29 protein-coding genes and 4 pseudogenes are annotated in these 26,616 nt (G+C 68.3%); 16 read left to right on the forward strand and 17 right to left on the reverse strand.

What is annotated here, in order from left to right:
• The first annotated feature begins 540 nt into the window (after nt 1-540).
• On the forward strand, nt 541-966 hold the full coding sequence (locus C1N81_RS44455) for a subtilase-type protease inhibitor (RefSeq protein WP_394437678.1): 426 nt from the start codon (nt 541-543) through the stop codon (nt 964-966).
• Nucleotides 967-1,044: 78 nt separating this feature from the next.
• On the opposite strand, the gene C1N81_RS44460 is transcribed toward C1N81_RS44455, so the two are convergent.
• On the reverse strand, nt 1,045-1,230 hold the full coding sequence (locus C1N81_RS44460; RefSeq protein WP_394437679.1) for a hypothetical protein: 186 nt from the start codon (nt 1,228-1,230) through the stop codon (nt 1,045-1,047).
• 43 nt (nt 1,231-1,273) lie between these two features.
• Entirely contained in the window at nt 1,274-2,149 is an 876-nt protein-coding gene (locus C1N81_RS44465; protein ID WP_394437680.1) for a LysR family transcriptional regulator, read from the reverse strand.
• 128 nt (nt 2,150-2,277) lie between these two features.
• On the opposite strand from C1N81_RS44465, the gene C1N81_RS44470 reads away from it, so the two are divergent.
• Entirely contained in the window at nt 2,278-3,276 is a 999-nt protein-coding gene (locus C1N81_RS44470) for an NADP-dependent oxidoreductase (RefSeq protein ID WP_394437683.1), read from the forward strand.
• A gap of 424 nt (nt 3,277-3,700) precedes the next feature.
• On the opposite strand, the gene C1N81_RS44475 is transcribed toward C1N81_RS44470, so the two are convergent.
• Complete coding sequence (locus C1N81_RS44475) at nt 3,701-4,057, reverse strand: hypothetical protein (protein WP_394437685.1); 357 nt, start codon at nt 4,055-4,057, stop codon at nt 3,701-3,703.
• Nucleotides 4,058-4,752: 695 nt separating this feature from the next.
• Here C1N81_RS44475 and C1N81_RS44480 point away from each other — a divergent pair.
• Nucleotides 4,753-6,426, forward strand: a complete 1,674-nt coding sequence (locus tag C1N81_RS44480) for a glycoside hydrolase family 27 protein (protein ID WP_394438593.1) — start codon at nt 4,753-4,755, stop codon at nt 6,424-6,426.
• Nucleotides 6,427-6,489: 63 nt separating this feature from the next.
• Here C1N81_RS44480 and C1N81_RS44485 read toward each other — a convergent pair whose 3' ends face one another.
• The gene (locus C1N81_RS44485; protein ID WP_394437687.1) at nt 6,490-6,669 is read right to left on the reverse strand and encodes a hypothetical protein; all 180 of its coding nucleotides are present in this window, start codon (nt 6,667-6,669) and stop codon (nt 6,490-6,492) included.
• A gap of 175 nt (nt 6,670-6,844) precedes the next feature.
• On the opposite strand from C1N81_RS44485, the gene C1N81_RS44490 reads away from it, so the two are divergent.
• On the forward strand, nt 6,845-8,329 hold the full coding sequence (locus C1N81_RS44490) for an alpha/beta hydrolase family protein (RefSeq protein WP_394438595.1): 1,485 nt from the start codon (nt 6,845-6,847) through the stop codon (nt 8,327-8,329).
• 177 nt (nt 8,330-8,506) lie between these two features.
• On the opposite strand, the gene C1N81_RS44495 is transcribed toward C1N81_RS44490, so the two are convergent.
• Nucleotides 8,507-9,361: a helix-turn-helix transcriptional regulator gene (locus tag C1N81_RS44495; protein WP_394437689.1), complete on the reverse strand. Its 855-nt coding sequence runs from the start codon at nt 9,359-9,361 to the stop codon at nt 8,507-8,509.
• Between the two features lie 150 nt (nt 9,362-9,511).
• On the opposite strand from C1N81_RS44495, the gene C1N81_RS44500 reads away from it, so the two are divergent.
• Nucleotides 9,512-10,246, forward strand: a complete 735-nt coding sequence (locus C1N81_RS44500) for an SDR family oxidoreductase (protein ID WP_394437690.1) — start codon at nt 9,512-9,514, stop codon at nt 10,244-10,246.
• A gap of 303 nt (nt 10,247-10,549) precedes the next feature.
• Here the strand turns inward: C1N81_RS44500 and C1N81_RS44505 are convergent, their stop codons facing one another.
• Nucleotides 10,550-11,530 carry a zinc-dependent alcohol dehydrogenase family protein gene (locus C1N81_RS44505; protein ID WP_394437692.1) on the reverse strand — a complete coding sequence of 327 codons (981 nt, stop codon included), beginning with the start codon at nt 11,528-11,530 and terminating at the stop codon, nt 10,550-10,552.
• 107 nt (nt 11,531-11,637) lie between these two features.
• Between C1N81_RS44505 and C1N81_RS44510 the strand changes: the two genes are divergently transcribed.
• Nucleotides 11,638-12,570: an AraC family transcriptional regulator gene (locus C1N81_RS44510; RefSeq protein WP_394437694.1), complete on the forward strand. Its 933-nt coding sequence runs from the start codon at nt 11,638-11,640 to the stop codon at nt 12,568-12,570.
• Here C1N81_RS44510 and C1N81_RS44515 read toward each other — a convergent pair.
• From C1N81_RS44515 to C1N81_RS44525, 3 genes are all read right to left on the reverse strand, one after another.
• On the reverse strand, nt 12,567-12,932 hold the full coding sequence (locus tag C1N81_RS44515; RefSeq protein ID WP_394437696.1) for a hypothetical protein: 366 nt from the start codon (nt 12,930-12,932) through the stop codon (nt 12,567-12,569). The genes C1N81_RS44510 and C1N81_RS44515 overlap by 4 nt on opposite strands.
• Nucleotides 12,933-13,035: 103 nt before the next feature.
• A complete protein-coding gene (locus C1N81_RS44520) occupies nt 13,036-15,243 on the reverse strand; it encodes a 2Fe-2S iron-sulfur cluster-binding protein (RefSeq protein WP_394437698.1) in 2,208 nt (735 codons plus the stop codon).
• A gap of 39 nt (nt 15,244-15,282) precedes the next feature.
• Nucleotides 15,283-16,131 carry a siderophore-interacting protein gene (locus C1N81_RS44525; RefSeq protein WP_394437700.1) on the reverse strand — a complete coding sequence of 283 codons (849 nt, stop codon included), beginning with the start codon at nt 16,129-16,131 and terminating at the stop codon, nt 15,283-15,285.
• Between the two features lie 111 nt (nt 16,132-16,242).
• Between C1N81_RS44525 and C1N81_RS44530 the strand changes: the two genes are divergently transcribed.
• The gene (locus C1N81_RS44530; RefSeq protein ID WP_394437702.1) at nt 16,243-16,863 is read left to right on the forward strand and encodes a TetR/AcrR family transcriptional regulator; all 621 of its coding nucleotides are present in this window, start codon (nt 16,243-16,245) and stop codon (nt 16,861-16,863) included.
• A gap of 71 nt (nt 16,864-16,934) precedes the next feature.
• On the opposite strand, the gene cutA is transcribed toward C1N81_RS44530, so the two are convergent.
• The 3 genes from cutA to C1N81_RS44545 form a co-directional block, all read right to left on the reverse strand.
• Entirely contained in the window at nt 16,935-17,261 is a 327-nt protein-coding gene (cutA, locus tag C1N81_RS44535; RefSeq protein ID WP_394437704.1) for a divalent-cation tolerance protein CutA, read from the reverse strand.
• 204 nt (nt 17,262-17,465) lie between these two features.
• Nucleotides 17,466-17,777, reverse strand: a complete 312-nt coding sequence (locus C1N81_RS44540; protein WP_394437706.1) for an immunity 53 family protein — start codon at nt 17,775-17,777, stop codon at nt 17,466-17,468.
• Nucleotides 17,778-18,197: 420 nt separating this feature from the next.
• Nucleotides 18,198-18,800: a CPCC family cysteine-rich protein gene (locus tag C1N81_RS44545; RefSeq protein ID WP_394437708.1), complete on the reverse strand. Its 603-nt coding sequence runs from the start codon at nt 18,798-18,800 to the stop codon at nt 18,198-18,200.
• Nucleotides 18,801-18,992: 192 nt separating this feature from the next.
• Here C1N81_RS44545 and C1N81_RS44550 point away from each other — a divergent pair.
• Together C1N81_RS44550 and C1N81_RS44555 are read left to right on the forward strand one after the other, a co-directional pair.
• Nucleotides 18,993-19,079 (forward strand): annotated as a pseudogene (locus tag C1N81_RS44550) (hypothetical protein); the annotation flags it as partial.
• An 83-nt stretch (nt 19,080-19,162) separates the two neighbouring features.
• Nucleotides 19,163-19,336, forward strand: a complete 174-nt coding sequence (locus C1N81_RS44555; protein ID WP_394438597.1) for a DUF4265 domain-containing protein — start codon at nt 19,163-19,165, stop codon at nt 19,334-19,336.
• Between the two features lie 38 nt (nt 19,337-19,374).
• Here the strand turns inward: C1N81_RS44555 and C1N81_RS44560 are convergent, their stop codons facing one another.
• Both C1N81_RS44560 and C1N81_RS44565 read right to left on the reverse strand, forming a co-directional pair.
• Entirely contained in the window at nt 19,375-20,250 is an 876-nt protein-coding gene (locus C1N81_RS44560) for a barstar family protein (protein ID WP_394437710.1), read from the reverse strand.
• 599 nt (nt 20,251-20,849) lie between these two features.
• On the reverse strand, nt 20,850-20,990 hold the full coding sequence (locus tag C1N81_RS44565; RefSeq protein ID WP_394437712.1) for a hypothetical protein: 141 nt from the start codon (nt 20,988-20,990) through the stop codon (nt 20,850-20,852).
• Nucleotides 20,991-21,159: 169 nt separating this feature from the next.
• On the opposite strand from C1N81_RS44565, the gene C1N81_RS44570 reads away from it, so the two are divergent.
• Nucleotides 21,160-21,687 (forward strand): hypothetical protein, encoded by a 528-nt coding sequence (locus C1N81_RS44570; RefSeq protein WP_394437714.1) that lies wholly within the window; start codon nt 21,160-21,162, stop codon nt 21,685-21,687.
• A gap of 107 nt (nt 21,688-21,794) precedes the next feature.
• Here C1N81_RS44570 and C1N81_RS44575 read toward each other — a convergent pair whose 3' ends face one another.
• The gene (locus C1N81_RS44575; protein WP_394437716.1) at nt 21,795-22,088 is read right to left on the reverse strand and encodes a hypothetical protein; all 294 of its coding nucleotides are present in this window, start codon (nt 22,086-22,088) and stop codon (nt 21,795-21,797) included.
• An 85-nt stretch (nt 22,089-22,173) separates the two neighbouring features.
• Here C1N81_RS44575 and C1N81_RS44580 point away from each other — a divergent pair.
• Both C1N81_RS44580 and C1N81_RS44585 read left to right on the forward strand, forming a co-directional pair.
• Nucleotides 22,174-22,422 (forward strand): annotated as a pseudogene (locus C1N81_RS44580) (transposase); the annotation flags it as partial.
• Between the two features lie 298 nt (nt 22,423-22,720).
• A complete protein-coding gene (locus tag C1N81_RS44585; protein ID WP_394437718.1) occupies nt 22,721-23,080 on the forward strand; it encodes an Imm51 family immunity protein in 360 nt (119 codons plus the stop codon).
• 125 nt (nt 23,081-23,205) lie between these two features.
• Here the strand turns inward: C1N81_RS44585 and C1N81_RS44590 are convergent, their stop codons facing one another.
• Entirely contained in the window at nt 23,206-23,661 is a 456-nt protein-coding gene (locus C1N81_RS44590) for a hypothetical protein (protein ID WP_394437721.1), read from the reverse strand.
• A 675-nt stretch (nt 23,662-24,336) separates the two neighbouring features.
• On the opposite strand from C1N81_RS44590, the pseudogene C1N81_RS44595 reads away from it, so the two are divergent.
• Nucleotides 24,337-24,441, forward strand: a pseudogene (locus tag C1N81_RS44595) (IS5/IS1182 family transposase); the annotation flags it as partial.
• Between the two features lies 1 nt (nt 24,442).
• Nucleotides 24,443-24,595 (forward strand): annotated as a pseudogene (locus C1N81_RS44600) (ATP-binding protein); the annotation flags it as partial.
• 26 nt (nt 24,596-24,621) lie between these two features.
• Here C1N81_RS44600 and C1N81_RS44605 read toward each other — a convergent pair.
• Entirely contained in the window at nt 24,622-25,125 is a 504-nt protein-coding gene (locus C1N81_RS44605; protein ID WP_394437723.1) for a hypothetical protein, read from the reverse strand.
• Nucleotides 25,126-25,570: 445 nt separating this feature from the next.
• Here C1N81_RS44605 and C1N81_RS44610 point away from each other — a divergent pair, with 445 nt between their 5' ends.
• Nucleotides 25,571-25,990 carry a peptidase inhibitor family I36 protein gene (locus C1N81_RS44610; RefSeq protein WP_394437725.1) on the forward strand — a complete coding sequence of 140 codons (420 nt, stop codon included), beginning with the start codon at nt 25,571-25,573 and terminating at the stop codon, nt 25,988-25,990.
• 48 nt (nt 25,991-26,038) lie between these two features.
• The gene (locus tag C1N81_RS44615; protein WP_394437727.1) at nt 26,039-26,455 is read left to right on the forward strand and encodes a PqqD family protein; all 417 of its coding nucleotides are present in this window, start codon (nt 26,039-26,041) and stop codon (nt 26,453-26,455) included.
• Nucleotides 26,456-26,616: the final 161 nt, after the last annotated feature.

Consider the following 26,616-nt stretch of genomic DNA (forward strand, 5'->3'; position numbering starts at 1 on the left):
GGCGTCCACGCCAGTCGTCTCCGACCACTTCAGGGTGCCTCCGCCACGCAGGACGGCTGACCAGCCGCCCGAGGACAACGCCTCCTGGCGCAACGCGGCACCAGCCACACGCGGCCCGGGCCACCGCCGCGTTTGTCACGCGCTCACCCGTCCCGAGTCACCAGGACCACCACGGTCTCTCTCACGGTGTGGTCGTCCTCTTTCATCGTGCGTCCCCCTCCATCGTGCGTCCCCCTCCGAGCGGCAACCAGGACGCCCGGAAGCAGTCGACGGCCATGGCCGCCTGGCTGGTCGTGGCGGCGTCGAGGCGCGCATTCAGGCCGATTGTCGAACAGCGGGGATTCGGCCAAAGGGCGTTCAACAAGCCCGGGTGAAGCTCAGTTCCGGAAGGCGTGTGGTCTCTTTGTGCTACATCCCGCCACTGGTTGAGTACTCAAAGTCACCCGAAACGTGTGCATCGCATGTGTGTTTCCGGAGCCGACTCAGCAGACTCGCCGCTGCCGAATCCGGCACCTAGACCCAAGCGGAAGGATGCACACCATGCCGATCACCGCGCGCCTGGCCACAACGATCACCCTCACGGCTACCGCCTTGTGGGGACCGCTGAGCGGCACAGCGCTCCCGGCTGCCACCCCCTCCCTGTACGCGCCGTCGGCGCTCGTCCTGACGGTGGCGCACGGGGATTCCGCGGCGAGCACGTCCCCCGAGCGAGCCGTCACCCTGACCTGCGCCCCCAAGCCCTCGGGCAGTCACCCGGCCGCCGGACCGGCCTGCTCCCAACTTGACCTCGCGGGCGGTGACTTCGACGGTCTGTCGGCTGACAAGGGCGCCGTCTGTACGCGCGTGTACCACCCCGTCACCGTCACCGCCCAGGGTGTCTGGCGAGGCACCCGCGTCGCGTACGAGCGCACCTTCGCCAATGAGTGCGTCAAGAGAACCGAGTCGTCGGCCGTTTTCGAGTTCTGACGAACATCTGAGGTAAGCGCAGGAAGACCTGACGGACCAGGAATCCGGGTCGGCGCGGCTGGCAAGCCGTCGGTTCGGTCACGGCGGCTCCGGCTCCACGAAACCCATCGCGTACGGTGTGTCGTCCTCGTCCGTGATGTCGTTCCACCGCACGCGGATGGCGTCGCCCGGCTCTGCCAGCCGGGCGACGGCCGCCTTGAAGCCGCGAAGGACATCACCGCGATGGCCAACGCCCGCGGTGCAGTACGCGCAGTGGGTTCGCAATTGCGGCAGGGTGCCAAGCGGGGTCACCCGCGCGTGGTCCCGGTCAGGATTCCGACGCGTTCAGAGCGGCCTTCGCGGCCAGATGGAGGTCTTCGATCAACGGGTTCAGGTCGCCTTTGCGGCTGACCAGGACGACCTGGCTGGCGGGGGCGTCGAGGACCGGGACGGTGACGAGGCCGGGACGGAGCGAGCTGCGCCGGTCGCCGACCGGGAGCACGGCGATGGCCTTGCCGCTCGCGACCAGTTCGAGCTTGTCCTCGTAGCCCTCGATGGCCGGCGCACCGGCCCCGAGGACTTGGTAGGAGCCCCAGTCAGCGGTTCCGAACGCGCACGGCGCCACCTCCTCGCCGGCCAGTTCCGCCGCGCTCACCGACGTGCGGTCGGCCAGCCGGTGGCCGCGCGGGACCACGAGCATCCGGGGCTCCTCGTACAGCGGGGTGATGGTCACGTCGTCGGTGGCGAGCGGGAGCGGCGCTCGCGCCACCAAGGCGTCGACGCGCTTGTCGGACAGGGCCACGACATCGCGGCAGCTCAAGTACCGCGTGCTGATCTCGGCGTCCGGCCGGCGGCTGCGCAGCTCCCGTACAGCGGAGGTGATCACCAGGTCCTCGACGTAGCCGATGGCGATCCGTTCGGTGCGCGCGTGGTCCCGTACGGCCTGCTCGGCCCGGTGCGCGGCCTGCAGCAGGGCCAGGGCCTCGGGGAGGAACGCCCGACCGGCCGGGGTGAGCCTGGCACCCTGGGGCACGCGGTCAAGGAGTGGTGTGCCGAGGTGTTTCTCGAGCCGCTGGATCTGGCGGCTCAGCGCGGGCTGGGCCACGTGCAGTTCGGCGGCCGCCCGACCGAAGTGCTGGTGCTCCGCGACGACGGTGAAGTAGCGCACGAGCCGCAGTTCCAGGTCCTGCCCGAGGTCGTTCATGTCTTCAGCGTACGGGCCATGCCGTTTCGGAATGACGTGGTTGCCGAACGGGTCTTGGACGGGCTCGGCGTCTCGGGGCTTGACTGGCCGAGCAACCGTTCCCGAGCGACGAGAAGGCGGTAGGCGCGATGAAGGCGATCCAGGCTCACGAGGCGGGCGGCCCCGAAGTACTGCACTACGACGAGGTGGCGACCCCGGAAATCGGAGCGGGGGAGGTGCTCGTACGGGTGCGCGCCGTGGGCATCAACCCGCCGGACTGGTACCTGCGCGAGGGGCTGAAGGTCATGCCGCCCGAGATGCGGCCGGCGCTCGACTTCCCTCTGATCCCGGGGACGGACATGTCGGGCGTGGTCGAGGCGGTCGCTCCGGACGTGCGCGGGTTCGCCGCCGGTGACGAGGTCTTCGGCATGCTGCGCTTTCCCGGCTTCGACGGCCGGACCTACGCCGAGTACGTGGCCGCGCCCGCGTCGGACCTCGCCCACAAACCGGCCGGCGTCGACCACGAGCGGGCCGCCGGGGCGCCCATGGCCCTGCTCACGGCCTGGCAGTACCTCATCGACCTCGGCCACGACGTACCGTCACCCTTCACCGGGCGGGTGCACCGGCCAGTGCCTCTCGCACCGGGAATGACCGTGCTCGTCAACGGGGCCGCCGGGGGAGTGGGCCACTTCGCGGTGCAACTGGCCAAGTGGAAGGGGGCCCGCGTCATCGCGGTGGCCTCGGGCCGGCACGAGGACTTCCTGCGCAAGCTCGGCGCCGACGAGTTCATCGACTACACCAAGGCGCGGGCCGTGGACGTGGTCGACGACGTCGATGTGGTGATCGACGCCGTCGGCGGTCCGGACAGCTCACGCCTGCTGACCGTGCTCAAGCGCGGTGGCACCATGCTTCCGGTGTTCTTCGCGGAATACGACCCCGAAGAGACGGCGAAGCTGGGCGTCAGCGTCTCCAACATCCAGGTCCGTTCCAGCGGCCCCCAGCTCGCGGAGATCGGGAGTCTGCTCGACGACGGCACACTCCGGGTCGGGGTTGACAGCACCTACCCGTTGTCCGAAGCGGCGGCCGCCCACGCACGAGCCGCGCAGGGCCATATCCAGGGCAAGATCGTGCTGACCGTGGCCTCGTGATCGCCACGGCTGACCGGACCCGCGCGGCGATGACAGCGGTCGGCCTCTTCCTCCCGCGCGTCGAAGTGATCTCGGGTTCGGTCACGCCCGTGGCTCGGCACCGCAAGTGCTCTGGAACCACTTTCCGACCGTCGCCGATATCGCCGATATCGCCGACGCCGCCGACACACAGCGATTCCGTGGAGAACCGTTACGAGTGGCGGGACCTGCGCTGGTTGCACAGTTCCCGCCGCTTGTAGAAGCAAAGGGTCCGCCGCAGTGCTCTCAGCGAGAACGGGCGCGTAATGGCTGATGAGTCGTGTCGGCGCCGCGCCTTTTCGGGGTGCGCTTTCTTTCCCGCCCGAATCTGCCTGAGCACATCCACACCAGGCACAGCCGGCCACGTCCTGGTGTTCAGCTCACGCCAGGCAGGTGGGGAAGTCCGTCACCACCATCCGCCGCACGTATTCGTCAGGCTGGAACACAGCCTGTTGAGCGCCTTGTCGGCGCTGTAGAAGCGAGCCGAGAAGGATGTCCTGTACGGCGCACCCCCGTCTTCCCTGGCCTGCAGGTAGACATTCGACGTGATCACGCCGGGGGTCTTGGGGTACCACTTGCCGTCGTAGGAGCCGGCACCGTTGGACCACCACTGCCTACAGATGTCGGCATGACCCCCACCGGGCGCGTACAGGGTCGTGCAGATCGGGTTCGCGCTCGCGTTGCCCGGAGACATGATGACCGCCGCACCAGCCAGTGCTGCGGTGGCGAGCGCGGTACCTAAAGTGACTTTCCGCTTACTCATTCCTGATCCCTCCTTTACAAGGGAGAGCTGTCCTTCCCGAGCAGGGAAGGGCGGCCCTGCGATGACAGTGCGTGCAGCCATCGGCTCGTCATCATCTGCCAGAAAAAATGAAGGCCTCAGAGGTCGAGGGCCAATGGCCGTTTAGCTCACGGAAATTTTTGGCAAGCGCCATGTCCGCAGTCAAGATCGTCCCTGTCCGGGACTGTCCGGGACTGTCCGGGACAATGTCCCTCCGCCGATAATGCACGCTCATGGTCAGCGCGTGCCGGGCAGGCGGGAAGCCCAACTGCGCGTTCTCCTCGGTCCATGAGGCCAGCAGCCGAAGCGCGGTTTCGAAGGGAAGCCGCGACGCCCCCTGCCCACTCCGGCGCCACTCGGGCGCCACTCGGGCGTTCGACGCGTTCCCTTTGTGCGAACGACCTACGGGCGAGGTGGTCACGTCCAGGGTGGTCCAGGCACCGTGCAGGCAGAGTTCGGGGCAGCGTCGTTGCACCGGATTGCCTCGTCGGACCGCCCGGCGGGAAACGGGGGAGTGGTGGTACCTCAACAGAGAGGGGAGTGTTGATCCTCGTTCGTGGATGGAGGCGCGAACCCCCTTGACACGTACATGCTGCAAGGGTCTGATGTGGCTGCTTTCGTTCGTCCTTGTTGATTTGTGCGCCACATTCCTCGTCTAGGAGCCGCACATGCCGCACATGCACAGCGAACAGCACAGTTGCAGACACCGTTTTGCGGCCTCGGTCGCCTCGCTGACCTTGGCTGCCGGGACTCTGACCGGCGCCGCCGCGGTGTCCGCGGGAGTCGCGGCCACCACTCAGATCGTGGCCGTGGCCGCCGCACCCGAGGCTGCCGCGCTGGAGAACGGTCTCGCTCGGACTCCGCAGATGGGCTTCAACAACTGGAACACCACGGGATGCGGAGCACAGTTCAACGAGGCGATGGTCAAAGGCATCGCCGACACCTTCGTCGAGAAGGGTCTCAAAGACGCGGGCTACACCTATGTGAATCTCGACGACTGCTGGGCCCTGCCCCAACGGAACTCCGCCGGCAATCTGGTCCCCGACCCTGTGCGGTTTCCGAACGGCATCAAGGCCGTCGCGGACTATGTGCACTCCAAGGGTTTGAAGTTCGGCCTGTACTCCAGCGCGGGCACCAAGACCTGTGCCAACGAGGGGTTCCCCGGCGGACTCGGGTACGAGACCAAGGATGCCAACCAGTGGGCCTCCTGGGGCGTGGACTACCTGAAGTACGACAACTGCAACAACACCGGCGCCGACGCACAGACCCGGTACAAGGCGATGGGGGACGCGCTCAAGGCCACCGGACGGCCGATTCTCTACAGTATCTGCGAGTGGGGCTCCAACTCGCCATGGAACTGGGCGCCACCCATCGGAAACAGCTGGCGCACCACCGGTGACATCAGCGACAACTGGTCCAGCATGATCGGAATCGCCCACCAGAGCCAGCGTCTGGCGCAATACGCCAAGGCCGGTGCCTGGAACGACCCGGACATGCTGGAAGTCGGCAACGGCGGGATGACCGACACCGAGTACCGCACCCACTTCAGCCTCTGGGCACAGATGGCCGCGCCCCTGCTCATCGGCAGCGACATACGTAGCGCGAGCGCGCAGACGCTGACCATCCTGAAGAACCCTGACGTCATCGCCGTCGACCAGGACCCCCTCGGCAAGCAGGGCACGGTCGTCTCCTCCTCCGGCGGACTCGTCGTGATGACCAAACAGCTGGCCAACGGCGACCGCTCGGTCACCCTCACGAACGAGAACAGTTCAACCGCCACTGTCAGCACCACGGCCACCGCGGCCGGGCTGCCGAGCGCGGCCTCGTACAGGCTTTCCAACTTGTGGTCCAAGGCGGTCACGTCGACGAGCGGTGCCATCAGCGCGTCGGTGCCCGCCCACGGCACCGTCATGTACCGCGTCTCGGCCGGAAACGGCAGCAGCATCGGCACGACCCACCCGTTGATCAGCGCCTCCTCCCAGCGCTGTCTCGACGCGGAAGGCGCCAGGACGACTCCCGGCACCAAGATCGAGATCTGGGACTGCAACGGTGGCGCCAACCAGGCCGCGACACTCACCCCCGTCGGCGAACTGCGTCTCTACAACGGCACACAATGCGTCGACGTCCACGAGAGCGGGACCACACCAGGCTCCGCGGTACAACTGTGGACCTGCAACGGCGGAACCAATCAGCAATGGAGGCTGAACCCCGACGGGACCATCACCGGCGTCCAGTCGGGCCTGTGCCTCGATGTCACCGGCGGTGACAAGCCTGCCGGGAACGTCAACGGCACCGCGCTGGAGTTGTGGACCTGTAACGGCGGCGCCAACCAGCAGTGGATCCTGGGCTGAGGCGTCGTCTCCCCATCGCTCAGCAGGGCTCCGCCAAGGGCGTCTGACGGGCAACTAGCCTGATCAGGCGCCCTTGTCGCGCCTATGCGCCTCGAGTGCAGTTCGCTGCTGTTGCGTTGATTCGACTGCGTCGGCGGGCAGGCCCTTCTCGACGGCCAGGCCGCTGCCGTCGGCACTGGTGCGGGCGCGTTGCGGGTAGTCCTTCCACTTCGCCTGCCAACAGATGAGCTCGGTGTCGTGCAATTCCGGGCCGAAGGGCGGCAGGCACCGCGCCGAGGTACGACCACAGGAGGAGTCCCCCTCCTTCCGAGGTCGCAAAACAGCCGTTGAGCCGGTGTGCTGGATCGCGACTCCGGTTGCATGCGATGGCGACCTCGGGTCGATGCGGCATCGCGTGTCCGGCCCCGAGGATGGCCGGATGACCGAGATCATCCCGGGGCTCTACCTGTCCCCCTTGGAGCTCTCCGCCGTGGCAGGTGCCGTGGTGCTGGCGGTGGCGCGCTGGCTTCCCCTCTCGGCCCGTCCGCGCGTCACGATCGTGGCGGGGACGGTTCTTGCGCTGTCTGTGACGGTGCTGAGTGTGGTGGGGATCCGCTGGCAGATGCTGCCGGTACTGGCAGCATCTGCCGTCTTGCTCCCGTTCGCGCTCTCCCCCGTGCTGCGACGCCGTACCGGCCGGCCGGCGTGGCGCGCCCGATGGTGGCTTGCGGTGCCGGGGTCGGTGGCCTGCGTCGGCCTGATCGCCATGGGCCCGGTGGCCGCTTGGGCCTTTCCTGTGCCCGTGTTCCCCGAACCGTCGGGCACCTTCGCGGTCGGCACCCGCGTGGTGCAGTGGACCGACCCGCACCGCCCCGAGACCTTCACCACCGACGCGCACGACCGGCGAACGGTCGTGGTCCAGCTCTGGTATCCCGCGCGAAAGAGCCCCGCAGGCGTCAAGCGAGCCCCATACCTCGGACGCACGGGCCACGAGGCGCGCACCGTTTCCCGTGCCCTCGCCCGTCAGGTCGGCTTGCCCGGCTTCCTGGTCGACGGCGTCCCGCGCGCCCGCACGCATTCGGTCTTCAACGCCCCGGTGGCCGGTGGTGGCGGACGGTTTCCCGTCGTGCTGTTCTCTCCCGGTTCGGGTGGAGTGCGCACCCAGAACACCGCTTGGGCGGAGGAACTGGCCAGCCACGGTTACGTGGTCGCCGCCCTCGACCACCCGTACGACTCCGCCGCTGTCGTCCTCACCGACGGCCGGACCATTCACACGAAGACCGTCTCCGCCGGCGACCGTGGCAAGGACCACGAGCTGGCGGCCGGCTGGACGGCTGTCCGGGCCGCCGACCTCGGCTTCGTCCTGACCCAGTTGGACCGCCTGGGCCGTGGTGAGATCAGCGGGTCGCTGACCGGACGCCTGGACACCCGCAATGTCGCGGTTACCGGACACTCCATGGGTGGTGCTGCGGCCCTTCAAGCAGCCCGGCGGGACCACCGGTTCGACGCCGTCATCGATCTGGACGGCTACCCGCACGGCCTTGCCTCCCCTTCCCTCCATCAGCCGGCACTCGCGCTCACCCAGGCCATCACCGCCGAGACCGATCCGCACTACAAACCCCGACTCACCAAGGTGCTCAGGCGCAACACCGCAACGAGCTACCTGCTCACCATTCCCGGCGCCGCTCACCTCACCTTCATGGACGGCCCCCTGTACCTCCCGCCGGTTCCCTCGATAGTTGGCTCCCTAGGGCGCTCCGAGAGCCCGCACATCGTCGCCGCAACCACGCTCGCCTTCCTGGACGCCACCTTGCGGCACAAACCTGGCGATCCGGCCGCCGCCCTGTCGACTTACGGCGACCTCAGCGTCTACCGCAAGAGCCAGCCGCTGACCGCCGAAGTCAGGGGAGCGGTGGTGCCGTGAGCGGCGGTTGTGATGGGCCGTTGTCGGCGAAGTGGCGCGGCTTCGTCTGGAGCATTCACCGGACGCGCGCAGGGGAGGGGAGCATGCGCTCAAACCATCATCCCCCTGGTCGTGTACACGGGGGAACGGTGGCTGGGGTGACCAGTGCCGCATCAAGCAACGTCCGGATCCAGCGAACTACCGGTGGGCAGGTGGCCCGGCCTGCGCGTGGCGTCGGGTGGCGTGCAGGGAGCCGAGGAGCCCGAGGGCCCGGGCGCTCGGGCTGCCCGGTTCGGCGTGGTAGATGACGAGTTGCTGACCGGGGGCGTCGCGCACGTCGAAGGCCTGGTAGGTGAGGGCAAGCGGACCGACCTCGGGGTGGTGGAGGTTCTTGGCGTCCCGGCTCTTGCCGCGCACGTCGTGGGCGCTCCACAGACGGTCGAACTCCGCACTCCCGTCGGCGAGTTCGGCGGCCAGCCGACGGAGTTCCGGGTTGTCCGGGTCGCGGCCGGCGCCCTCGCGCAGATTGGCCACGGCGGCCTGCGCCGCCCGCTCCCACTCCGCGTAGAAGTGCCGCCCCGCGGGGTCGAGGAAGATCATGCGGGCCAGGTTGTCCGCCTGGTCGAACGGGGTGAAGAGTGCGTCGGCCAGGGCGTTGGTGGCGAGGACGTCCAGGGTGCGGCTCAGGACGAACGCCGGGGTGTGCGGGTAGCCGTCCATCAACTGGCGCAGCGCCGGACTCACCCCGGCCGCCGTGTGGACGGAGCGTTCCGCACCGGGTACGCCGCCGGCCAGTCGGAACAGGTGCGTCCGCGCGTCGCCGTCCAGCCGCAGGGCGCGGGCGAGGGCGTCCAGGACCTGGGGGGAGGGGTTGCGTTCGCGGCCTTGTTCCAGGCGCGTGTAGTAGTCGGCGTTCATCCCGGCGAGGACCGCGACCTCCTCCCGGCGCAGTCCGGCGACCCTGCGCGTCCCATGGCTGACCATGTCCACGTCCCGTGGCGTGAGCCCGGCCCGTCGGGCACGCAGGAAGGCACCCAAGTGGTTCTCGTCCATGCGATACAGACTAGGCGGCTGTCCTTCGCGGTGCCTGGGTGTGTCGTACCCAGGCAACGCCCGTCCTGGTCCAGCGCTGACCGTTCCGCACAGACTCAGTTGCGCAGTCACCCGACTGCGCAACCATCCATCCACGAGAAGGACAACGTCATGACAAAGACCGCCAAGGTCGTCCTGGTGACCGGCGCGAGCAGCGGAATCGGTGAGGCGACGGCCGTGCGCCTGGCCGCCGACGGCCATCGGGTGTTCATGGGCGCGCGCCGTACGGAGCGCCTGGAGAAGTTGGCCGGGCGGATCGCCGCCGACGGTGGCACCGCCGACTTCCGGCGGCTTGACGTCACCGACGCGGGCGATGTAGGGGCCTTCGTGTCAGCGGCGATCGAGCGTTGGGGACGGGTGGACGTGATCGTCAACAACGCCGGAGTCATGCCGCTCTCGCCGCTGTCGGAGCTGAGGGTGGACGAGTGGGACCGGATGCTTGACGTGAACGTCCGCGGGGTGTTGCACGGCATTGCGGCCGCCCTGCCGGTCATGCGGGAGCAGGGCGGCGGGCACATCGTGAACGTCGCCTCGGTCGGCGCGTACGAGGTGGTGCCGACGGCCGCCGTCTACTGCGCGACCAAGTTCGCCGTGCGGGCCCTGTCCGAGGGGCTGCGCCAGGAGTCGGCCGGGGACATCCGGGTCACTGTGGTCTCCCCGGGCGTCACCGAATCCGAGCTCGCCGACTCCATCTCCGACCCGCGTGCGCGCGAGGACATGAAGACCTACCGCTCGGTGGCCGTTCCGGCATCCGCGATCGCCGATGCCATTGCCTTCGCCGTCTCCCAGCCCGCCGAGGTAGACGTGAACGAGATCGTGGTGCGCCCGGCCGCCAGTGCGCAATAGGGGGCCGGGCCGCCATCTGACAGGCCGCTGGACCTGGTGCGGAGTGGACACGGGCCGCACGCTCTGAGTGGCGTACGCGGGTGAGCCTCTCCACACGGGAAGAAGCCGGCTACCGGGTCATGGTTTGTGATGAGGTCATGGAAGGGGCTCCAGCCTGGAGGAAAGCATCGTGATCGGGGTGCGGGTGCGGGTGCGGGTGCGGGTGCGAGGAGCGTTCCCGTCGGGCGGCCCGGCGAACCATAGCTTGGCGGTAGGGAATGCGCTGATCACCGCGTTCGACGGAGGTCCGGTTGCGGACGAGGTTCAGTGGATGATGACGACTTTTCCGAAGCGTGGTCCCCGCTCGAAGTGGTCGAACGCCTCCGGCGCTTGACTGAAGGGGAAGACGGTGTCGATGACGGGCCGGAGGCCGCTGCGGGCAACGGTCCGGCTCATCTGCTCGAGCTCGCTGCGGCTGCCCACACTGATGGACCGGAGAGTCGCTGCTTTGCCGAAGAACTCGTTCACGTCCATGCCGTTGCCAGAGGCGAGGTTGCCGACCAGAGCGATCTGGCCTCCGTAGGCAAGGGCCTTGATCGACTGCTCCAACGTTCCGGCACCGCCGACCTCCAGGACATGTGAGACGCCGTTGCCCGTGAGTTCGTGTACCCGTACGCCCCAGTGAGGCGTCTCCTTGTAGTTGACGATGTCGTGCGCGCCAAGCGTTCTCAGGCGCTCAGCCTTGGCGTCGTCCGATGTCGTCGCTACCACACGCGCGCCGACCAGGCGGGCGAACTGCAATGCGAAGACGGACACTCCGCCGGAGCCCTGGACCAGCAAGGTGGTGCCCGGCCCGGTTCCGTCGACCGCCGACCATGCGGTGAGGGCGGCGCACGGCAGCGTGGCCGCTTCCTCGAAGGAGAGCGTGTCGGGGATTGCGACCAGACTCTGCTGGTCCAGGACGACGTAGTCGCGGAGCCACCCGTCGCAGTGCGTCCCGGGGAGCCCTGTCCATCCGGGATACGGCCCGTACAGCCACGTGGGATGGAAGGCCCCCATCACGCGGTCCCCGACGTGGAAGCGAGTGACCCCTTCCCCGACAGCCTCGACGATGCCCGCGCCATCGGAGAGCGGGACGCGGCCCTGGACGTTCACCGAGTATGTGTCGGAGACGATGAGCCGGTCCCGGGCGTTCAAGGAGGTGGCCTTGACCCTCACCTGTACCTCCCCTGCGGACGGGGCGGGTACGGCCCGCTGGGTCGTGAGTGCCAGACCGCCACCGGCCTGGACCGTGTAAGCGCGCATGTGCTGTGCAGCCTCTCTTTCGTGAGCTCATGCCAAGGTAGGCTGGCGGATCTGGACGATGTGTATCTTGGCGTCCGTTGTTTGGTGCAGAGCGTCCAGGAGGTGTCGTGGACTCGGTGGACGAGCTCCTTGCGACGATGCGGATCGAGGACGCGCGGTACGTGCGGATCGACGCACACGCACCCTGGGGCGTCTCCTTCTCTCCGCGGCACCTGGCCCGGCTGATCCACATTGCGGAAGGCTCTTGTCGACTTGACTCGCCCGTCCTGGAGCATCCGGAATACCTGCAGGCGAACGACTGTGTCCTGGTCCGCGCCGGTGTCGGCTTCACTCTCCGCGACGCGGCCGGCAGCGCTCTCCTGGACTGCGACGCCCTGGCAGCCGGGGCGTCCGGACACGTGATCCGCGTCGAAGGTGACGGTGAACTGACACGGGTGGTCTCGACACGATTCACTTTCGACAACGTCGCCGCAGAACCCCTCTTCGCACTCCTGCCACCACTGTTCCGACTGCGCCCGGACGGCACGTCCGGTGAACTTCTGCGCGCCACGTTCAGCCTCATCGAACGTGAAATCTCTGCTGACCGCCTCGGCTCGGGCTTCGTCATGAGCCGCTTGTCGGACACGCTCTTCGTTCAGGCGCTGAGAACTTTCTGCGCGGACGTCGGTACCGGCACGGTCGGTTGGATCGCCGCTCTTCGCGATCCACGCCTTGCGGTGGCCATTCAACGGATGCACGCAGACCTGGGCCATAGCTGGACCGTCGCCGAACTGGCCCGAGCGGCGGGCATGTCACGCTCGGCATTCGCCGCCCTGTTCAGTGAGCGAACGGGTGACACCCCATTGCGCTACCTGGCCACCTGGCGCATGTACCGGGCCAAAGTCCTGCTTCGAGAGACGCCGCTCAGTGTCCAGGAGATTGCCACTGAGGTCGGCTATGAGTCCGGAACAGCCCTGAGCCGGGCCTTCGCCAAGAGGGAGGGCATCTCGCCCGGAACCTGGAGGCAGAGAGCGCAAGCCGGGAGGGGCGTGGCGGGCTAGTCGTATTGACCATGAGCGCCGGTCTCTGGGGCCACCGCCGCCTGCTGCAGGCGCAGCTCCTGGCGCGTGCCCCGGTAGTCGGGGGCGCTGCGCCGGATGACCTTCTTCCCCGGAAAGATCCCCTCGCGCTTGCGTACCGGAACGAAGCCGACGCCGAGTTCGACGGCCGTTGCCGCGCCGAGCAGAAAGCCCCGTGACTCGATGCCGCAGACGGCCGAGATGCCCTCGCCCCGGAACGGTCCGGCCAGTGCGCGGACCACCGCGGCGAGCGCCACGGGATCACGGAAGATCGGCCAGACGTCGGCGTGGCCGTCGATCCAGCGGAAGTGTTCAAGGGCCAGGGCTCTAGCGTCGGACGTCATGACCGCGAGTCTGGGGACGGACCGGAAGTCCGGGCAACCGGATTCCTTCCCGCGCAACCCGCTCCTGCCTCGCACGCCCGACCTGGGCGTCGGCACCCTCCGCTCAGGAGGGGCCGGTCGGCGATGACGGGTCCGTGATGTCGAGGGTGACCTTCGATGTCGGGCAGCCCGTGCACGTGAGCACGTATCCGTCGGCCTTCTGCTGTGGTGTGAGGCAGTTCGGTCCGCTCTGCGCGACCTGGCCGCCGCGGAGCCGGACCATGCAGTCGCCGCAGTTGCCGACCGTGCAGGAGTACGGCAGGGGCAGTCCCGCGGCGAGCCCCGCCTCCAGCAAGGTCTGCCCGGGTTCGACCACCGCAGTGCCGAGTGTGTGTCCGTCCTCCTCGACCGTGAGCAGCTGCGGGGCGCTCGTCGTGGCCGAGGTGTCCGCGCCGCTGGTGTAGCGCTCGTGGTGCACCGACCCTTCCGGGACACCTAGCCCGGTCAGGGCTTCTCGTACGGCGTTCATCAGAGGTTCGGGACCGCACACGTAGTAGTGCGCCCCGGGGGCCGGAGACCGGCCGGCCACCCAGCGACGTACGCCGTCGGCATCGAGTCGTCCGTCCCGGGCGGTCAGGACGTGGGTGACCGACAGCCGGTCCGGATGGTCGTGCGCCAGCCGTGTCAGCTCCTCGGCGAAGATGATGTCCTCCGCGCCGCGGCTGCTGTACAGCAGCGTGATCCGGTCACGGGCGGACCGGTCGGTGAGCCGCGTACGGATCATGCTCATCATCGGCGTCACACCGCTGCCCGCCGCGACCAGCACGATCTCGTCCGGGGGCTCTGGCTCGGTGTGGAAGGAGCCCGAGGGGCCGCGCACCGCGAGGTGGTCGCCGACGCGGAGAGCGTCGTGCACGTGGGTGGAGAACCGGCCGCCCTCGATGCGCTTGACGGTGACCTCCAGTCGGGAAGCGCCGGGCACCGAGGAGGCCGAGTAGGCCCGACGTACCGGGTGGCCGCCGATGTCGGTGACGAGGGTGAAGAACTGGCCGGGCAGGAAGTCGAACGGCTTCCGGGTGCCGACGTCCTCGACATCCTCCAGTACGAGAGTGAGGGCGCTCGGGGTCTCCTGGCGTACCTCGGCGACGCGTACCTCGCGGAAGCGGCTTTCCGTCCCGCCGCCACCGGTAGGTCGCTGCTCTATGACTCCGCGCCGTCGGCCGCTCGCGCCTGTGCCGACGTCGTCGTAGCCCTCCTTGCGCAAGCCGGAACGGTAGGCGCGGTCGGCCGCTCTCCGTATCAGCAGGGTCAGTCCTGGAACGGCGGTGACGCGTTGCAGCAGCCAGGCCCACCTGCTGCCGCGGGCTGCCGAGTTGGCGGCCAGCTGGGCGCTGCCCAGGGCCATCATGTCGAGGGCCTCGCCGGGACCGGGCTGTCCGCCGGGGGCCCAGGGACGGGCGTCCGCCAGGGCGGCGTTGCCGGTCACCTCGGCATGTTCGACGTCGATGAGGAGCGCCAGATGGGGCGGCATCCCGCGCAGCGCCATGGTCGCAAGGAGGGTGGAGTCGTCGGTGATCGATGCGCGTCCGCGCAGGTGCAGTACGCCGCTGCGGCCGGGGACGACCGCGGCGAGCGAGAGCCGGTCGTCCTGCAACAGGTTGTGCAGGGTGTCGGCGCGCTTGTTGCCCTTACGGTCCGCGAGGACCAGGGTGCGGCCGTTCAGGATGCGGGCGACGGCCTGCCGGTCCCCGCGCGGGCTGGTGTCGCTGCCGCCGTCGGTGTCCCAGGTGGACAGGGCCAGGAAGGGTGCGGCGGCCAGGAAGTCGGCCACGCCGGGGCCGGTCAACGGGCCCTCGCCCTCCACCGGTTCGGCCACGGGCGCCTGGCCGGGCTGCTCCCACAGACGGGAGCGGATGACGGCCTGGGCGCAGTGGATGTACGCCTCCGCGATGTCCACGATCGTCTCCGCGCCGTCGTGGGCGACCGCCGAGCCGTTGACGCGCAGCACCTCGCCCACCCCCGGCAGCAGGAAGAACAGCGAGACGGGACCGTGGGCGACCTTCGGTCCCCGGACGGTGAAGCCGATCCGCGTCGCGGAGTGGACGCGCGCGAATCCGGGCGCTCCGCCGATGAACGTGGTCCGGGCGGCGCCGTCGGCGTCCCGGTGGCCGAGGGCCGCGACCGGGCTGTGGGCCAGGACGGCGCGGCAGCCTTCGTCCAGGGCGCTGAGCTGCTTGAGGCTGATGATCGCGGCCGGGTGGCCGACGACCGCTTCGACCTCGGCCGCGGTGGTGAGGCGGTGCAGGGTGTCGAGATGGGGTGCGTGCTGCATGGGATGCGCGTTCCTTTCCGTCGGTTTCTTTCCGTCGGTTCAGCCGGGGGTGGAGCGGCCCAGCCGCCAGTAGCCGACGAAGGAGACGTCCCGCCTGGGTACGCCGCGCTCGTTGACGAGATGTCGTCGCACGCCCGTGGCCAGCCGGGACTCGCCGGCCACCCAGGCGTAGAGGGGGCCCGGGGGCAGTTCGGCGGCGCGGACCGCCTCCAGTGCGCGGGTACCGGGCCGCAGGGCCTCGTCGTCGCGGGTGAGCCAGTGGACACGTACTCCGTGCGGAGTGCGGACGGGCCGGATGTCGGCGGCGGTCGCCACTTCGAGGAAGACCTCGGTGGGCGGCGGGTGCACGCCGCCGCCGTCCCCGACCTCGTCCTCGCCCCCGCTGTCGTTGTCGTTGTCGCTGTCCAGGATCGAGAGGATGGCCGGCAGCGCGGACGCGTCGCCGACCAGCAGCCGGCCCCGGGCGTACTCGGGCAGCCGGTATGTGGTGCCGAGGTCGAATATCCCGGCCGGGTCGCCCGGCCGGACGCCGCGCACCCAGGAACACATGGGTGACGCGTCGTGCAGGGCGAACTCGATGTCGATCTCCTGCTCGACGGGCCGCACGCGCCGGACGGTCAGATTGCGCACCCATGGACGGACCGCCTTGGGCATCAGCATCACCTGCGCCATCCACGCCTCGTTCGAGGCGGTCGGCATGCGCAGCGCGCTCTGCCCGGCGCGGGGGAAGAACAGGCGGACGGCCTGGTCACCGCCGACGGCGACCAGCTGGCGCACGCCCGGGCCGCCCAGGGTGACGCTCGCGAAGCCCGGGGTGAGCAGCTCGCTGCGGCGCACCTCCAGCGTGATCATCGTGCGCGCCGCAGGGAGGCGCACACGGGGACTCATGAACGGCTCCCGGACCTGGGGAGCTTCTTGTTTTCGCAGCTCATGGCAGTATTCTGAGCAAAAGCTCAGTTCTTTCGCTACTCGCTTTCCGCGCCCCGGAAGGACCCTCGGATGACGTCCGCCGACCGCCGTCTCGCCCCACGTCGCAAGCCCCGCCAGGTGCGCGCGGAGCTGACCCGCGAGCGGATCCTGTCCGCCGCTGCTCACGTTTTCACCGAGTACGGGTACGCCGCCGGCACCACCAATCGCATCGCCGAGCACGCCCGCATGTCGATCGGTTCGCTGTATCAGTACTTCCCGAACAAGGACGCCATCCTTGCCGAACTGCTGGTGCGGCACATCGACCGAGGCACCTGGACCCAGCCCGACCAGCTCGACCTGGAACCCGGCAGCCTCGACAAGACGATGCGCGCCTTGGTCCGCGACGCGATCGACAACCACCGCGACGACCCGCAGCTGCTCCGGATCATGATCGAACAGGCGCCGGTCTCCAGCGAGTTGATCGAGACGATGGACCGGCACGGCAAAGTGCGCGTCAGTCAGCTGCGCGATCTGCTCACCCGGCACCCCGACGTCCGCGTGCGAGATCTCGACGTGGCCGCCGAACTGATCCTGACCACGGTCGAGATAAACGCGCACAAGTTCATGGCGGACGCGCGGGGCGTCGAGGTCGAGCGACTGGAGAACGAACTGGTCGGCATGGTCACCCGGTACCTGCGCGGCGATCAGTAGCGCCGTGGCCGTCAAGGGCGGTGGCTGCTTTTCCCGTATACACGGCCGACCGGGAGCCGGGACCCTCGTTCCTATCGCGGGTGGGTCTCCGCCACCACCCAGGACAGGTATGCCTCGGACCCACCTGTCACCGGAAGCGCGATCCACTCGGGAACTTCATACGTGTGTTCACGCGCGACCCACGCCTCCAACTCGGGAAGCCGGTCGACGGTGGTCTTGTACGAGACGCGCCATTCCTGGGCGGTTTCGATGGCGCCGTTCCAGCGGTAGACCGCGGTGAAGGGGGCGTCGATATGGGCGCACGCCGCCAGTTGACCGTCGACGGCGCCACGCGCCAGCCCCTTCGCGCGCTCCTCGTCGTCGATGGTGGTCTGCGCGATCACGACCTCGCCGGCCATAGAGCTACCTCTCCTCATGTGTGCGGTTCGCACTCGGTCCTGCCGACCGTTCAGTCCGCGAACAGGTGCTCGCGGCCGAACAGGGATGCCGCCGCTCGTGCGCGGCGTGCCGGCGTCGAGATCCGCTCCGGCCTCCGGCAGCACGGCGATCACGTCGTCCGCACCCTTGCGTCTGCGGCTGGAAGGGATCGAGCCGGGGCTGTGCTACTGCGGGGTGTCCTCCACCGCCCACCTGCGGAAGAGGGTGAGTGCTTCAGTGAGGTTGCCTGGCCCGCATGCAGCATGGAAGGTCATGTCCGAGGTCCAGGCCAAGACCCAGTTGTCCTTGCTTCGGCGGAGATCCTGGCGGAGGAAGTCGTGCCCTTCGAGGTCGGTGTCCTCCAGGTCGATGCGGACTGACCAACCAGGGTTGTCGAGCGTGTCGATCTTGACACCCCACTCATGCTCCCAGTCCTCGTTGCACTGTGCGGAGTACCAACTCTGCAGCCAGTCCAAGACGTTCTCGGCTTCGCTCACGGCACATGATGCTAGGTCAGCCGCGGGGCCAGGATCCACGGCATCCCGCGTCGGTAGCCAACGGAAATCAGAACATCACGGGAGGTGCACATGCGAAAGGGTGAAAGCCGATCCGCTCCGAAAGCACACAGTCGGCCGGGGGACGGACTCACTTCCCGTCAGATAGCGAAGGGGCCCGACCGGCCACGTCAGCTCGCCTGCATTCACCACCGCAGCGCTTCGAGGACCTTCGCCAGCTTGCTGTAGGCCGGGGGGCAGCATGTCCTCGGGGTTTTCTCATTCTTCGAGGGATATCGGGACGATGAGCGGGGCGATTTCCCCTTGCCCGGGTTTCATGCGCAGGGCGCGTCCGACCATTTGCGCGGAATCGGCCATGGACCCGAGTGCTCGGAGTCATTCCGCGACAGGCTGACGGCCGGATCACAGTCCGCGTAGCGCCTCATACAGGTTGCCATAGGCACACCAGAGGTCGACGCTGCCGTCATCGTTATGGCTGCCCATGAACCAGTCATCGTCATCCACCCGCTTCACCAAGCAGAGGCCGTGGAAGCCGAGCACGATCTCGGCGTCCACCGGCTCGTCCTCCCCGGGCGGGTTGAGGTAGACGATCTTCCGGTCCGTGCGCAAAGGGATCGCCTCGCGGTCGCCGGACACGGCGCGGATCCTCTCCAGGGTCCACCCGGATGGGAGCTTCGGGGTGTGGTCCTCGAGTACCCCGACGCCATACGGCCGACTGCCCGTCGGGGCTTCCTTCGGTAGCGGAGTGCGTACGGACGGGATGTGCGCAGCGTCGCAGGCCCCGAAGGACCGGTAGTTGCGGCGTGCGGTGGAAAGGCTCAGGGCGCCGTTGGGGCCGCCGCGGACGGTGTCAGCGTCGTGATCGTCCTGTCCGTCGTCCTCCCAGAAGCAGACATCGCAGATCTGAAACCCTGCGCGCTCGCGCAGGGTGATGTAGCCGCAGCACGGGCATCGGTAGGGCCCTTGCTGCGGATCTCCGACGACGTTCTTGAACGAATCTGCCACGGTCGCATCATCCCTGATGCGACATAGGTGACGGTCATACGGATGATGATGCGGTGACAGGTATCAGGGACGATCACGTGGAGGTCCACTTCCGGCTGGAGAGAGACGAAAGCGGCTGGCCGCCGGCGAGCGTGAGCCTGGGGCGGTGGACCTCGGCGACGACACGGTCCGGTTGGACAACCCTCGTGGTTCGTGCGCGGGGTCGCCAGCGACGACAGCATCCGGGTCGATGTCGACGAGGGTGGTGTCCGCTGGGCTGGGGAGACGGTGCGGGCGTCGGAGAACTACACGATCCGGTTGATCGTTCTGAAAGACGACGGCTCGGGTGTCGCTCGGCAGACGGTGCTGGAGACTTCCATCGTCTGGGGACCACCGGTGAGGGGATCGAGCGGTTCCGGATGGTGGCTCTGGACGTCCCACCGGGCGCGGACCTGGCGCAGATTCGAAAGTTCCTGGAGCACGGTGCGGCCAAGGGCTGGTGGCACTGGGAGGAAGGGTGCGTCACCGCCGCTTGGCGAGCCACCTCCACCGGCTGACTGCGGTTCGGTGGTGATCGCTCCGTGGTGCCGTGTGCTCAGCCGCGGTTGCTGTCCGCCCATTCGTCGCTGTTCCACAGGACGGGCATGGCGCCGACGGGCTCGAAGGCGATGTCGGGGTCCTTGCTGTGCACCAGGCAGATGAGGCGGCGCCGGAGCACGGAGGCGCGGCGGGCCTGGTCGGCAACGATGTCCAGGACGACGTGCGCGGTCTGGGGGCAGGCGGCGGCGAAGTGGTCGTAGTCGGTGAGGGCCAGGACCAGTCCGGCGCCTTCGGGCGCGTCGTCGTAGCCGCCGTAGCAGGCCACATCGCCGAGACAGTCGTTGAACGCGTCGAGGTTGCGGCCGTAGTAGTCGGGGAAGGACAGGGCTTCCGCGAAGGCGCGGTGCATGTCCTTCTCTGTGGCCCACTGGTCGGCTGACATCTGGATGGTTCGGAAGCCCCGCAGCCGGAGTCTCTCAACCGACGCGTCGAGGAGCCGTCGGCGCCAGAAGAGGGTGACGAACGAGTTCAGCATGAAATCGACGCCGAGGGAGTCGCGCCCGGCGGCGTCCGGGGCGTTGGTGGTGGAGCTTGTGAAGGCGTCGAGTAGACGGAAGAACTCGTCGAGGGGTGTCGTCCCCTGTGGAGTCGCGCGCTCGATCTCCGCCGCCCAGCCAAGGGAACTGGCGAAGCCGAGGTGATCCTCAAGCCAGGACTTGAAGCTACCGCCGGGCCCGAAGGCAAAGGGTTCGTCGACCCCGTGGATGCCGAGCGCATAGTGGTATCCGTCGAGCATGGACTGCAGGTCCTGGAGTGAGCGGTTGGGCAGCCACATGCCCGGCCGCAGGCGGATCTGCTCGAGGAGGTCGTGCACATCCGTGCACTCTCGCCAGTGTTTGACGGCGCTCTGCGGGTGGTCCTCGGTCGACATGGCCCGAGCTTACGGACCGGACGCAGAGAGGTTCACGGCGGCCCGGAGCGGTGCTGCACTGCCACACCCACACCGGGGTCTGGCCGCTGGGCGGTGGAGGACTGCGGCGCCGGTGGCAACCGGGCGGGATGCGCTCTGGCTGTGGTCGTCAACCGTCTGAATTTGGGCGCCGGCAAACGGCCGGAGACGGGCCCGGCGGGAACCGGCACTCCTGCGCCTGGAACTCCGCCCGGCCTGCGACGCCAACCGCCCTGCCGCTCGCGCGTTCATCCAGGGGCACCGAGACACGGGCCGCGACCCCAAGCGGCTGCCGGAGCTGTTCGAGGCGCGGGAGACCGAGACCATGCGCACCCACGGCTGGGCGGCGCACCGCAGGCTGGAGCACCGCCCAGCCCACCTGCACGCCTGGGCGTGGTGCCGCGCGGGCGCGGCTGGCAGCACCGCGCCGCTCGTTGCCCCTTTCGGAGTGCACCCTCGGCCAGACGCCGGCTGGGTCCGGGCCCACAGGGCTAAGCGGCCGTCCAGAGCAACGCGCGCAGCGCTTGCACCACGGCTGGAACGAAGGCCTTCATCAGGTACGGGTTGGCCTGGGGCGAGAATCACAGCATCGGTTCGCCTTGGTCCTCACCGTCCTCACACAGCACGTGGTCCTCGATAAGCAGGACCGTATCCGGGTCCGTGCCCACCATGGAGTTGTAGACGGCCGTGCGGTTCAGGGGCTGGGCTGCGGTCGGCGACATCGCCGACTCCACCGCGGAGGGATTCACCGCCGAGCACGCGGAAAACCCGGGCGTCCGCGTCACGGTCACCGAATGGGGCGACGGCGGAGAGGCCGCCGCGCCGGTGGTCTTCTGCCGAGTAGGTACGCGTACTCAGGCGCCGGCAGACATGGTCAGCAAGTCTGATGCCATGCCGATACGCCGAGCAGCCGCCGCCCTTGTGGCCTTCGTCGCCGCCCTTGCCACAACCGGATGCTCCGCCGTCGACGACCTCTTCTCGAATCTGGACCCGAATCCGCCCAACTCGGCACCCCCCTCCACCACCGCCGGTGCCGAGCCGCCCGCAGGCGACACTCCGCCGAACTACGCCGACAACAACCGCGCCCGCCACCCGAAGAGCATGAGCTCCCGCGACCGGCAGGAGGCCGAGCGCAAGGCCCGCAGCATCCAGCACGCCCTGCAAGTGCAGCAACAGCGCGGACAGATCACCCCTGAGGAGATACGCCCCGTCCTCGAGCGCCTGGCGCGCCCGGGGCGGCTCGACCTCAGCGGCCGTACGGTCGGTACCGCGCAGAGTCCGGCTGACGGCAGTGACTTCGGCATCTTCGTAGGCGAGACCGCCTGCGTCACGGGAGCAGTCAGCACCACACGGATCTGGATCGACGTCAACGGGCACTACCCGGAGACCGGCTGCACGGCGCCACCTCCCACCCATTGAGCATCACGGCGCCGCCGTGCGCCGAGACGAGGGGGACGCACGGGTGCTTCTGCTGCCGCCAGTACAGCGCCCCGACCGGCACTGCAGCGGCCGCCACATGCTTCGGGCTACAGAACCGGATCCGACGCCTGTGGTTGCGCTGCGGGACGGCGGAAGAGGCAGATGAGTGCGATGCGCTCTGATGTCATTGCTTTGCCTTCGGCCGCGGTCATCGTGTCCAGCGTCCAGCCGAGCTCCTCAACGGACTGGATCTGTTCGGCCATGCCAGTCATGGGGCCCGTGGCCATGGAGTTCGTGTTCGCCTCGATGAACTTGTAGACCAAGACCGTGTTACCCGACTCAATGGCGTGTTGAGCAGCTCTGGCCGCTTCGTCGCCCTTGGACTTGTTGATCCATCCCATAGCCTGCTCCTCGGGTGGTGAGGGCCCAGCCATTTCCAGTACAGCACCATGTGAGGATGCGGTCATACCGGGCCCAGCGGACTTCCCGGTCGCGCACTGGAAGAAGACCTGGTCGACCAATCCACTGGAGCGGCTGAACCGGGAGATCAAACGCAGCGCGGACGCGGTCGGCGTCTTCCCCAACCCGGCCGCCCTGGCCCGGCTGACCGGCGCCGTCCTGGCCGAGCAGCACGACGAATGGCAGGTCACCGACCGTCGCTACCTCTCCGAAGGCTCCATGGCCCAAGTCGCTGCCGGCGAACCGGTGGCGCCGCCCGCACTCACCGGCGCATAGTCGAAACACACCCGCTGAGCGTCACGCGGTCAATCCAATTCCACCACTCAGCGGGACATGACCGTCAGCACGCTGAGTACATGCGATATGAGGTGAGAGCCAAGCTCACGGTCGACTCCGCGATGACCAAGTTTCTGTGGTTCGGCATCGGCCTGAGGCGCCATCGTCCTGGTCGAGACGGCCGGCTGTCGGGTCGCGCAGCGGGCGCAGTCCGCCGTCGACCGGGGTGGAGGCGCGGAAGCTGTAGCGGCCGAGGACGTTGAGGTTGGCGTGCCACCCGGGCACCTACCATCACGCCATGAGCGACCGATCAGCCCTGGCCCCGTTCCACCTGGACGAAACCGGCGAACCCGGCCCCTCCCACTGCCTCTATCTCTGCGAAGGCGACATGGAGCGGGTTGCCGACGTCTTCGAGCAGCACAACGCCGAGAGCCATGGTCATGGCTGGGAGTGGTTGGCTGAATCCCTGGTCAATTCCCGTATGCCCGCCAGCGCGGACACTTTCCACTTCGGATCAGAAGCCGGCACGTTCGTTGTTTTGAGCAGCGATCTCAAGGCCCTCACGGAGCTGTCCGTCCTCTTGCACTCCGCCTTCCACAACCGCGAACTCCTCAGCCAGTACATCCTGACGTCCGACCCGCGCTCCCCGGATCGATAGAGCCCGTGTGTGCAGGGCTACAACTGACCGGATGCCGGGGCCACAACAGGGTTCCGGTGGCGAATACTTGAAGCGGTTGCGGCTTCCGGTTTCGCGTGGCCCGGTCGACCCTGCTCAACCGCTGATCAGTCGTCGGCTTCTGGGGCGCGCGCCCATTCCTCGCGTGGCCGCAGCTTCGCCAGGATCTGTTGGGCTTCGCCGCGGACTCCTGCGTCACGGTCTGTTGCCAGCTCTCGGCACTGCTTGATCAGGCGGTCCGCGCCTTCGGTCGTCATCCATACGGGTTTGCAGTCCAGGGCAGCGCCGAGCTGGTCCACCACGTCGTAGCTGCCTGCCTGGCTGTAGGCCAGCAGGACGTGGCGCAGGCCGATGGTGTCCTCGCGTTCGAGCAATGCCTCGGCCGTTTCCTGGATGACCCAGGTGTCCTGGGCGTCCAGGAGAAGACGCTGGATGACACCCGCCACTTCCTCGATCCTGTCGGAACCCGCGATCCGCCGCCCGGCCGCCCCGCGGACAGCCCACTCCGGCGAGTCGGCATTCTGAATCGCGGTGCTCAGTTCTTGATCGTCGAGGGGCGCCATGCCCGCAGCCTGCCACGGAACGTGTTGATGCCCAGGCGAACTTCGCTAGTCTCGTTGCTGCTCGGCCCTGATCTGGCCGCGTCGATAGCACTCGGTGCCGGTTGCGAAGATGATGCCGTTTAGGGTCAGTCGATCAACGGTGGCGCCGTGCACCGTGCAGGTGGGCAGGGGACGGAACCGTTCCCGCGCCTGCGGGGATGTTCCCTGCCTTCGGCGGGATTGTCGACGGCTGCGGCCCTGCTCCCCGCGCCTGCGAGGATGGTCTGGCGGGCGCACCATGAGCGGTTCTGGCACAGCGAAGAGATGCGTACGACGTTGCAAGATCCCGCCCTCACCAGGGAGGACGCGCACCGGACAGCGCTGTCGCGGACCCCATCCGCTCACCGGCAGGGCGGGCCGGTGGTGCGCGGTGGGGGAGGGGGCAGTGTCGTGGTGGCGCGCTGGGGAAGTCGTAGCGGTCGGCCGGACCGTGGGCCCTGCGGCCTGGTCTATGGGCGCGCGAGCGCAGCGGCGGCAGGTAGGCCGTGGCGCGACAGGCGGGGGTGTCCAGCGGGTGGTCGCTGGCGGTCGCGTGGTGCTGGGCGTCGCGAGGTTGGGGCGCTGGCGGGCTGACCGCCAGAGGGCCTGTCCGAGGGGTCGAGTGACTCACCCGGGCGGCGGCTCGTTCCGGCTGATGTGGGGCGAGGAGAACTATCGGACGACGAGTGGGCCCTGCTTGAACCGCATCAGCCCAAGCAGGTTGGGCGGGGTGGACGTCGGCAGTGCCATCGGCGCGTAATCAAGCGAATGGGGGCAGGTGTTCGGTGACAAGGTCCTCGCCACGACCATCCTCGACCGGCTCCTGCACCACTGTGACGTCGTCTCCACCAACGGTCCGAGCTACCGGCTGAAGAACCGGCTCGCCGCCATCGAACGCGACATCAACGTGGCCTGATCACACCAACTGCCCGTCACCCGTCGTCATCCCGCCGGCTTCCTAGGCGGGCTGGCGGGGAGGCAGAGCCGCTCGGGCACGCCAGAATTCGCGTCGCGAGGGTCGGTGAGCCATCCGATCAGACGCTCAGCGCCTGCTTGGAAGGCGCGAGGCAGTGAGGTCTCCTCATCGACAACAAGCCTGAAGGCGTCGACGTCATGGCTGGCGTGATCGGTGTCGCACCAGCAGGCCACGTTCACCGCCGCGTCGACCGCGAGCTGGGCGAAGTCGGTCCACACGACTTGAAGCAGGAACTCCAGCTGATCGCCCCCGTCCGCATGCTCGATGACATCCAGGCCAAGCACGATGGGCGTCCACGGCTGCGGGCCCGGAAAGACCACGTGATCCAGTGCCCACTCCCACTCAGCCTTGTCTCCGTGCGCGCGAGCCGCATCAACTGCGCGGGCGGTTTGTTCCAGAGATCCCACGTCGGCAGGCGACAGGCGGGGGAAGAGCGTGGGCAACGGGACATCGTCGAAGGCGCCTCGCATGAGTCGATCATGCGTTCCCTCTGCCTCCAACGACAAGGGCCCACCGCCCTGACCTTTCCCACCACACAGGGCACCCTGACGATCACCAAGCTGAGCACGTTCATCCGTACCTGGCTGAGCACTTCAACCGCCGGCGGCCGCGTGCGCTGACGACCGGCACGACGAGTCAGCCAGTCACTCGGACGAACCGAATCCGGCCCCGTGCTATGTCCCCTGCGGGTGCAACCGCGTGGGGTTGCTCGGCGAAGGCATGACAACACCATCCCCCTCAGGGCGAGCCGGGTTAGCGCGCAGAATGCGCCGAATTACGCCGTTCGTCTGACGACTCGTGCCCTGGACACTGGCACCGTCGAACCACCGTCGCCTGCTCCGGCGCCGGGCATCTCTGCATCGGCGATAGCCCGATCCAGCGCACCACACAGTGCCAACGACACGGAGGAACCCCATGCACTTCAGGAGCACAGCGATATCCGGACTGTCCCTCGGAGCCGCAGTGGCGCTCGCGGTGCCCGTTACCGCAGACGCTGCTTCTGCCGCCCCGCCCCCACGGGCACAGACCTCCGCAGCCATTGCCTGCCCCCGCGGCTACGTGTGCATCTACCCCAGCATCAGCTTCCGGGGCCAGCCCTACGTCAAGCGTGCCTCGGATGGGAGCGTCAAGCACCTTCCCGACTACATCCGCAACGACGGCAGCTCGGTCATCAACAACTCCAGCAGGACCGCGCGGGTCTACCAAAAGGACAATTACCACGGGCGCCACGTCTGCGTGGGACGCAACGGAGGATCCATCCACGACCTGCGCTCCTACCAGCTCAACGACACCACCCACTCCCTCAAGAACAACACGACATCCTGCGGCGGCTGAGACCACGGCATAGTCCTGCTCGATGAACGCGATGGCCGTTACTGCTAGATGAACGGCGCCGGCGCGCTCGTCGTGCGGGCGCTGCTGCACGGCGCCACGCCCGAGCAGATCGCCCAGCAGCTCGCCGCCACCTGCCCCGTCACCCCCGCGCGCGCCGGCGCCGATGTCACCGCGCTCCTCGCCCGCCTGGTGCAGGAGAAACTGGTGAGAGACGCGGTGAGCCAGACGGTCTCACCGCCGCCAGAGCATGAGGCGCACGAGCGCTCCGTGCCGCCCGCCACCGCCGTGTGGAGCGACTACCCGGTCGGGAAGTGGGCGAAGAACATGCGCGACGCGGCCAAGCTCGCCGACCAGATCGCCGCACGCCGGGAAGCCGGGGAGCCGGTCGGGTCGGAAACGGGGGCGCTCACCGAGGAGCAGCGCCAACTCCTCGACGATATCGACCCCGGCTGGCGCCCGGCCTGAGACGTTGCAGGCAACGCTGCCTCCGCCTGGGTCATGTGTCCGAGATCATGGGCAGATTTCGCCACTTACCTCCTGGAGGGAATCCGGAGGTCGGGGCCGGCGTCTCGCTGACAGGAGCCGAGCGGCTGGAGAAGGTACTGGCCGGCATGGTCACCCGGTCG

The sequence above is a fragment of the Streptomyces sp. SGAir0957 genome (genome assembly GCF_043523415.1).

Coding starts and splice junctions, on each gene's coding strand:
- C1N81_RS44570 (WP_394437714.1), top strand. CDS start 21,160: ATGCCGATACGCCGAGCAGCCGCCGCCCTTGTGGCCTTCGTCGCCGCC.
- C1N81_RS44520 (WP_394437698.1), bottom strand. CDS start 15,243: ATGCAGCACGCACCCCATCTCGACACCCTGCACCGCCTCACCACCGCG.
- C1N81_RS44515 (WP_394437696.1), bottom strand. CDS start 12,932: ATGACGTCCGACGCTAGAGCCCTGGCCCTTGAACACTTCCGCTGGATC.
- C1N81_RS44465 (WP_394437680.1), bottom strand. CDS start 2,149: ATGAACGACCTCGGGCAGGACCTGGAACTGCGGCTCGTGCGCTACTTC.
- C1N81_RS44565 (WP_394437712.1), bottom strand. CDS start 20,990: ATGTCGCCGACCGCAGCCCAGCCCCTGAACCGCACGGCCGTCTACAAC.
- C1N81_RS44455 (WP_394437678.1), top strand. CDS start 541: ATGCCGATCACCGCGCGCCTGGCCACAACGATCACCCTCACGGCTACC.
- C1N81_RS44525 (WP_394437700.1), bottom strand. CDS start 16,131: ATGAGTCCCCGTGTGCGCCTCCCTGCGGCGCGCACGATGATCACGCTG.
- C1N81_RS44505 (WP_394437692.1), bottom strand. CDS start 11,530: ATGCGCGCTTACACGGTCCAGGCCGGTGGCGGTCTGGCACTCACGACC.
- C1N81_RS44585 (WP_394437718.1), top strand. CDS start 22,721: ATGAGCGACCGATCAGCCCTGGCCCCGTTCCACCTGGACGAAACCGGC.
- cutA (WP_394437704.1), bottom strand. CDS start 17,261: ATGGCCGGCGAGGTCGTGATCGCGCAGACCACCATCGACGACGAGGAG.
- C1N81_RS44605 (WP_394437723.1), bottom strand. CDS start 25,125: ATGCGAGGCGCCTTCGACGATGTCCCGTTGCCCACGCTCTTCCCCCGC.
- C1N81_RS44615 (WP_394437727.1), top strand. CDS start 26,039: ATGAACGGCGCCGGCGCGCTCGTCGTGCGGGCGCTGCTGCACGGCGCC.
- C1N81_RS44490 (WP_394438595.1), top strand. CDS start 6,845: ATGACCGAGATCATCCCGGGGCTCTACCTGTCCCCCTTGGAGCTCTCC.
- C1N81_RS44530 (WP_394437702.1), top strand. CDS start 16,243: ATGACGTCCGCCGACCGCCGTCTCGCCCCACGTCGCAAGCCCCGCCAG.
- C1N81_RS44610 (WP_394437725.1), top strand. CDS start 25,571: ATGCACTTCAGGAGCACAGCGATATCCGGACTGTCCCTCGGAGCCGCA.
- C1N81_RS44475 (WP_394437685.1), bottom strand. CDS start 4,057: ATGAGTAAGCGGAAAGTCACTTTAGGTACCGCGCTCGCCACCGCAGCA.
- C1N81_RS44560 (WP_394437710.1), bottom strand. CDS start 20,250: ATGTCGACCGAGGACCACCCGCAGAGCGCCGTCAAACACTGGCGAGAG.
- C1N81_RS44500 (WP_394437690.1), top strand. CDS start 9,512: ATGACAAAGACCGCCAAGGTCGTCCTGGTGACCGGCGCGAGCAGCGGA.
- C1N81_RS44495 (WP_394437689.1), bottom strand. CDS start 9,361: ATGGACGAGAACCACTTGGGTGCCTTCCTGCGTGCCCGACGGGCCGGG.
- C1N81_RS44590 (WP_394437721.1), bottom strand. CDS start 23,661: ATGGCGCCCCTCGACGATCAAGAACTGAGCACCGCGATTCAGAATGCC.
- C1N81_RS44470 (WP_394437683.1), top strand. CDS start 2,278: ATGAAGGCGATCCAGGCTCACGAGGCGGGCGGCCCCGAAGTACTGCAC.
- C1N81_RS44480 (WP_394438593.1), top strand. CDS start 4,753: ATGCACAGCGAACAGCACAGTTGCAGACACCGTTTTGCGGCCTCGGTC.
- C1N81_RS44575 (WP_394437716.1), bottom strand. CDS start 22,088: ATGGGATGGATCAACAAGTCCAAGGGCGACGAAGCGGCCAGAGCTGCT.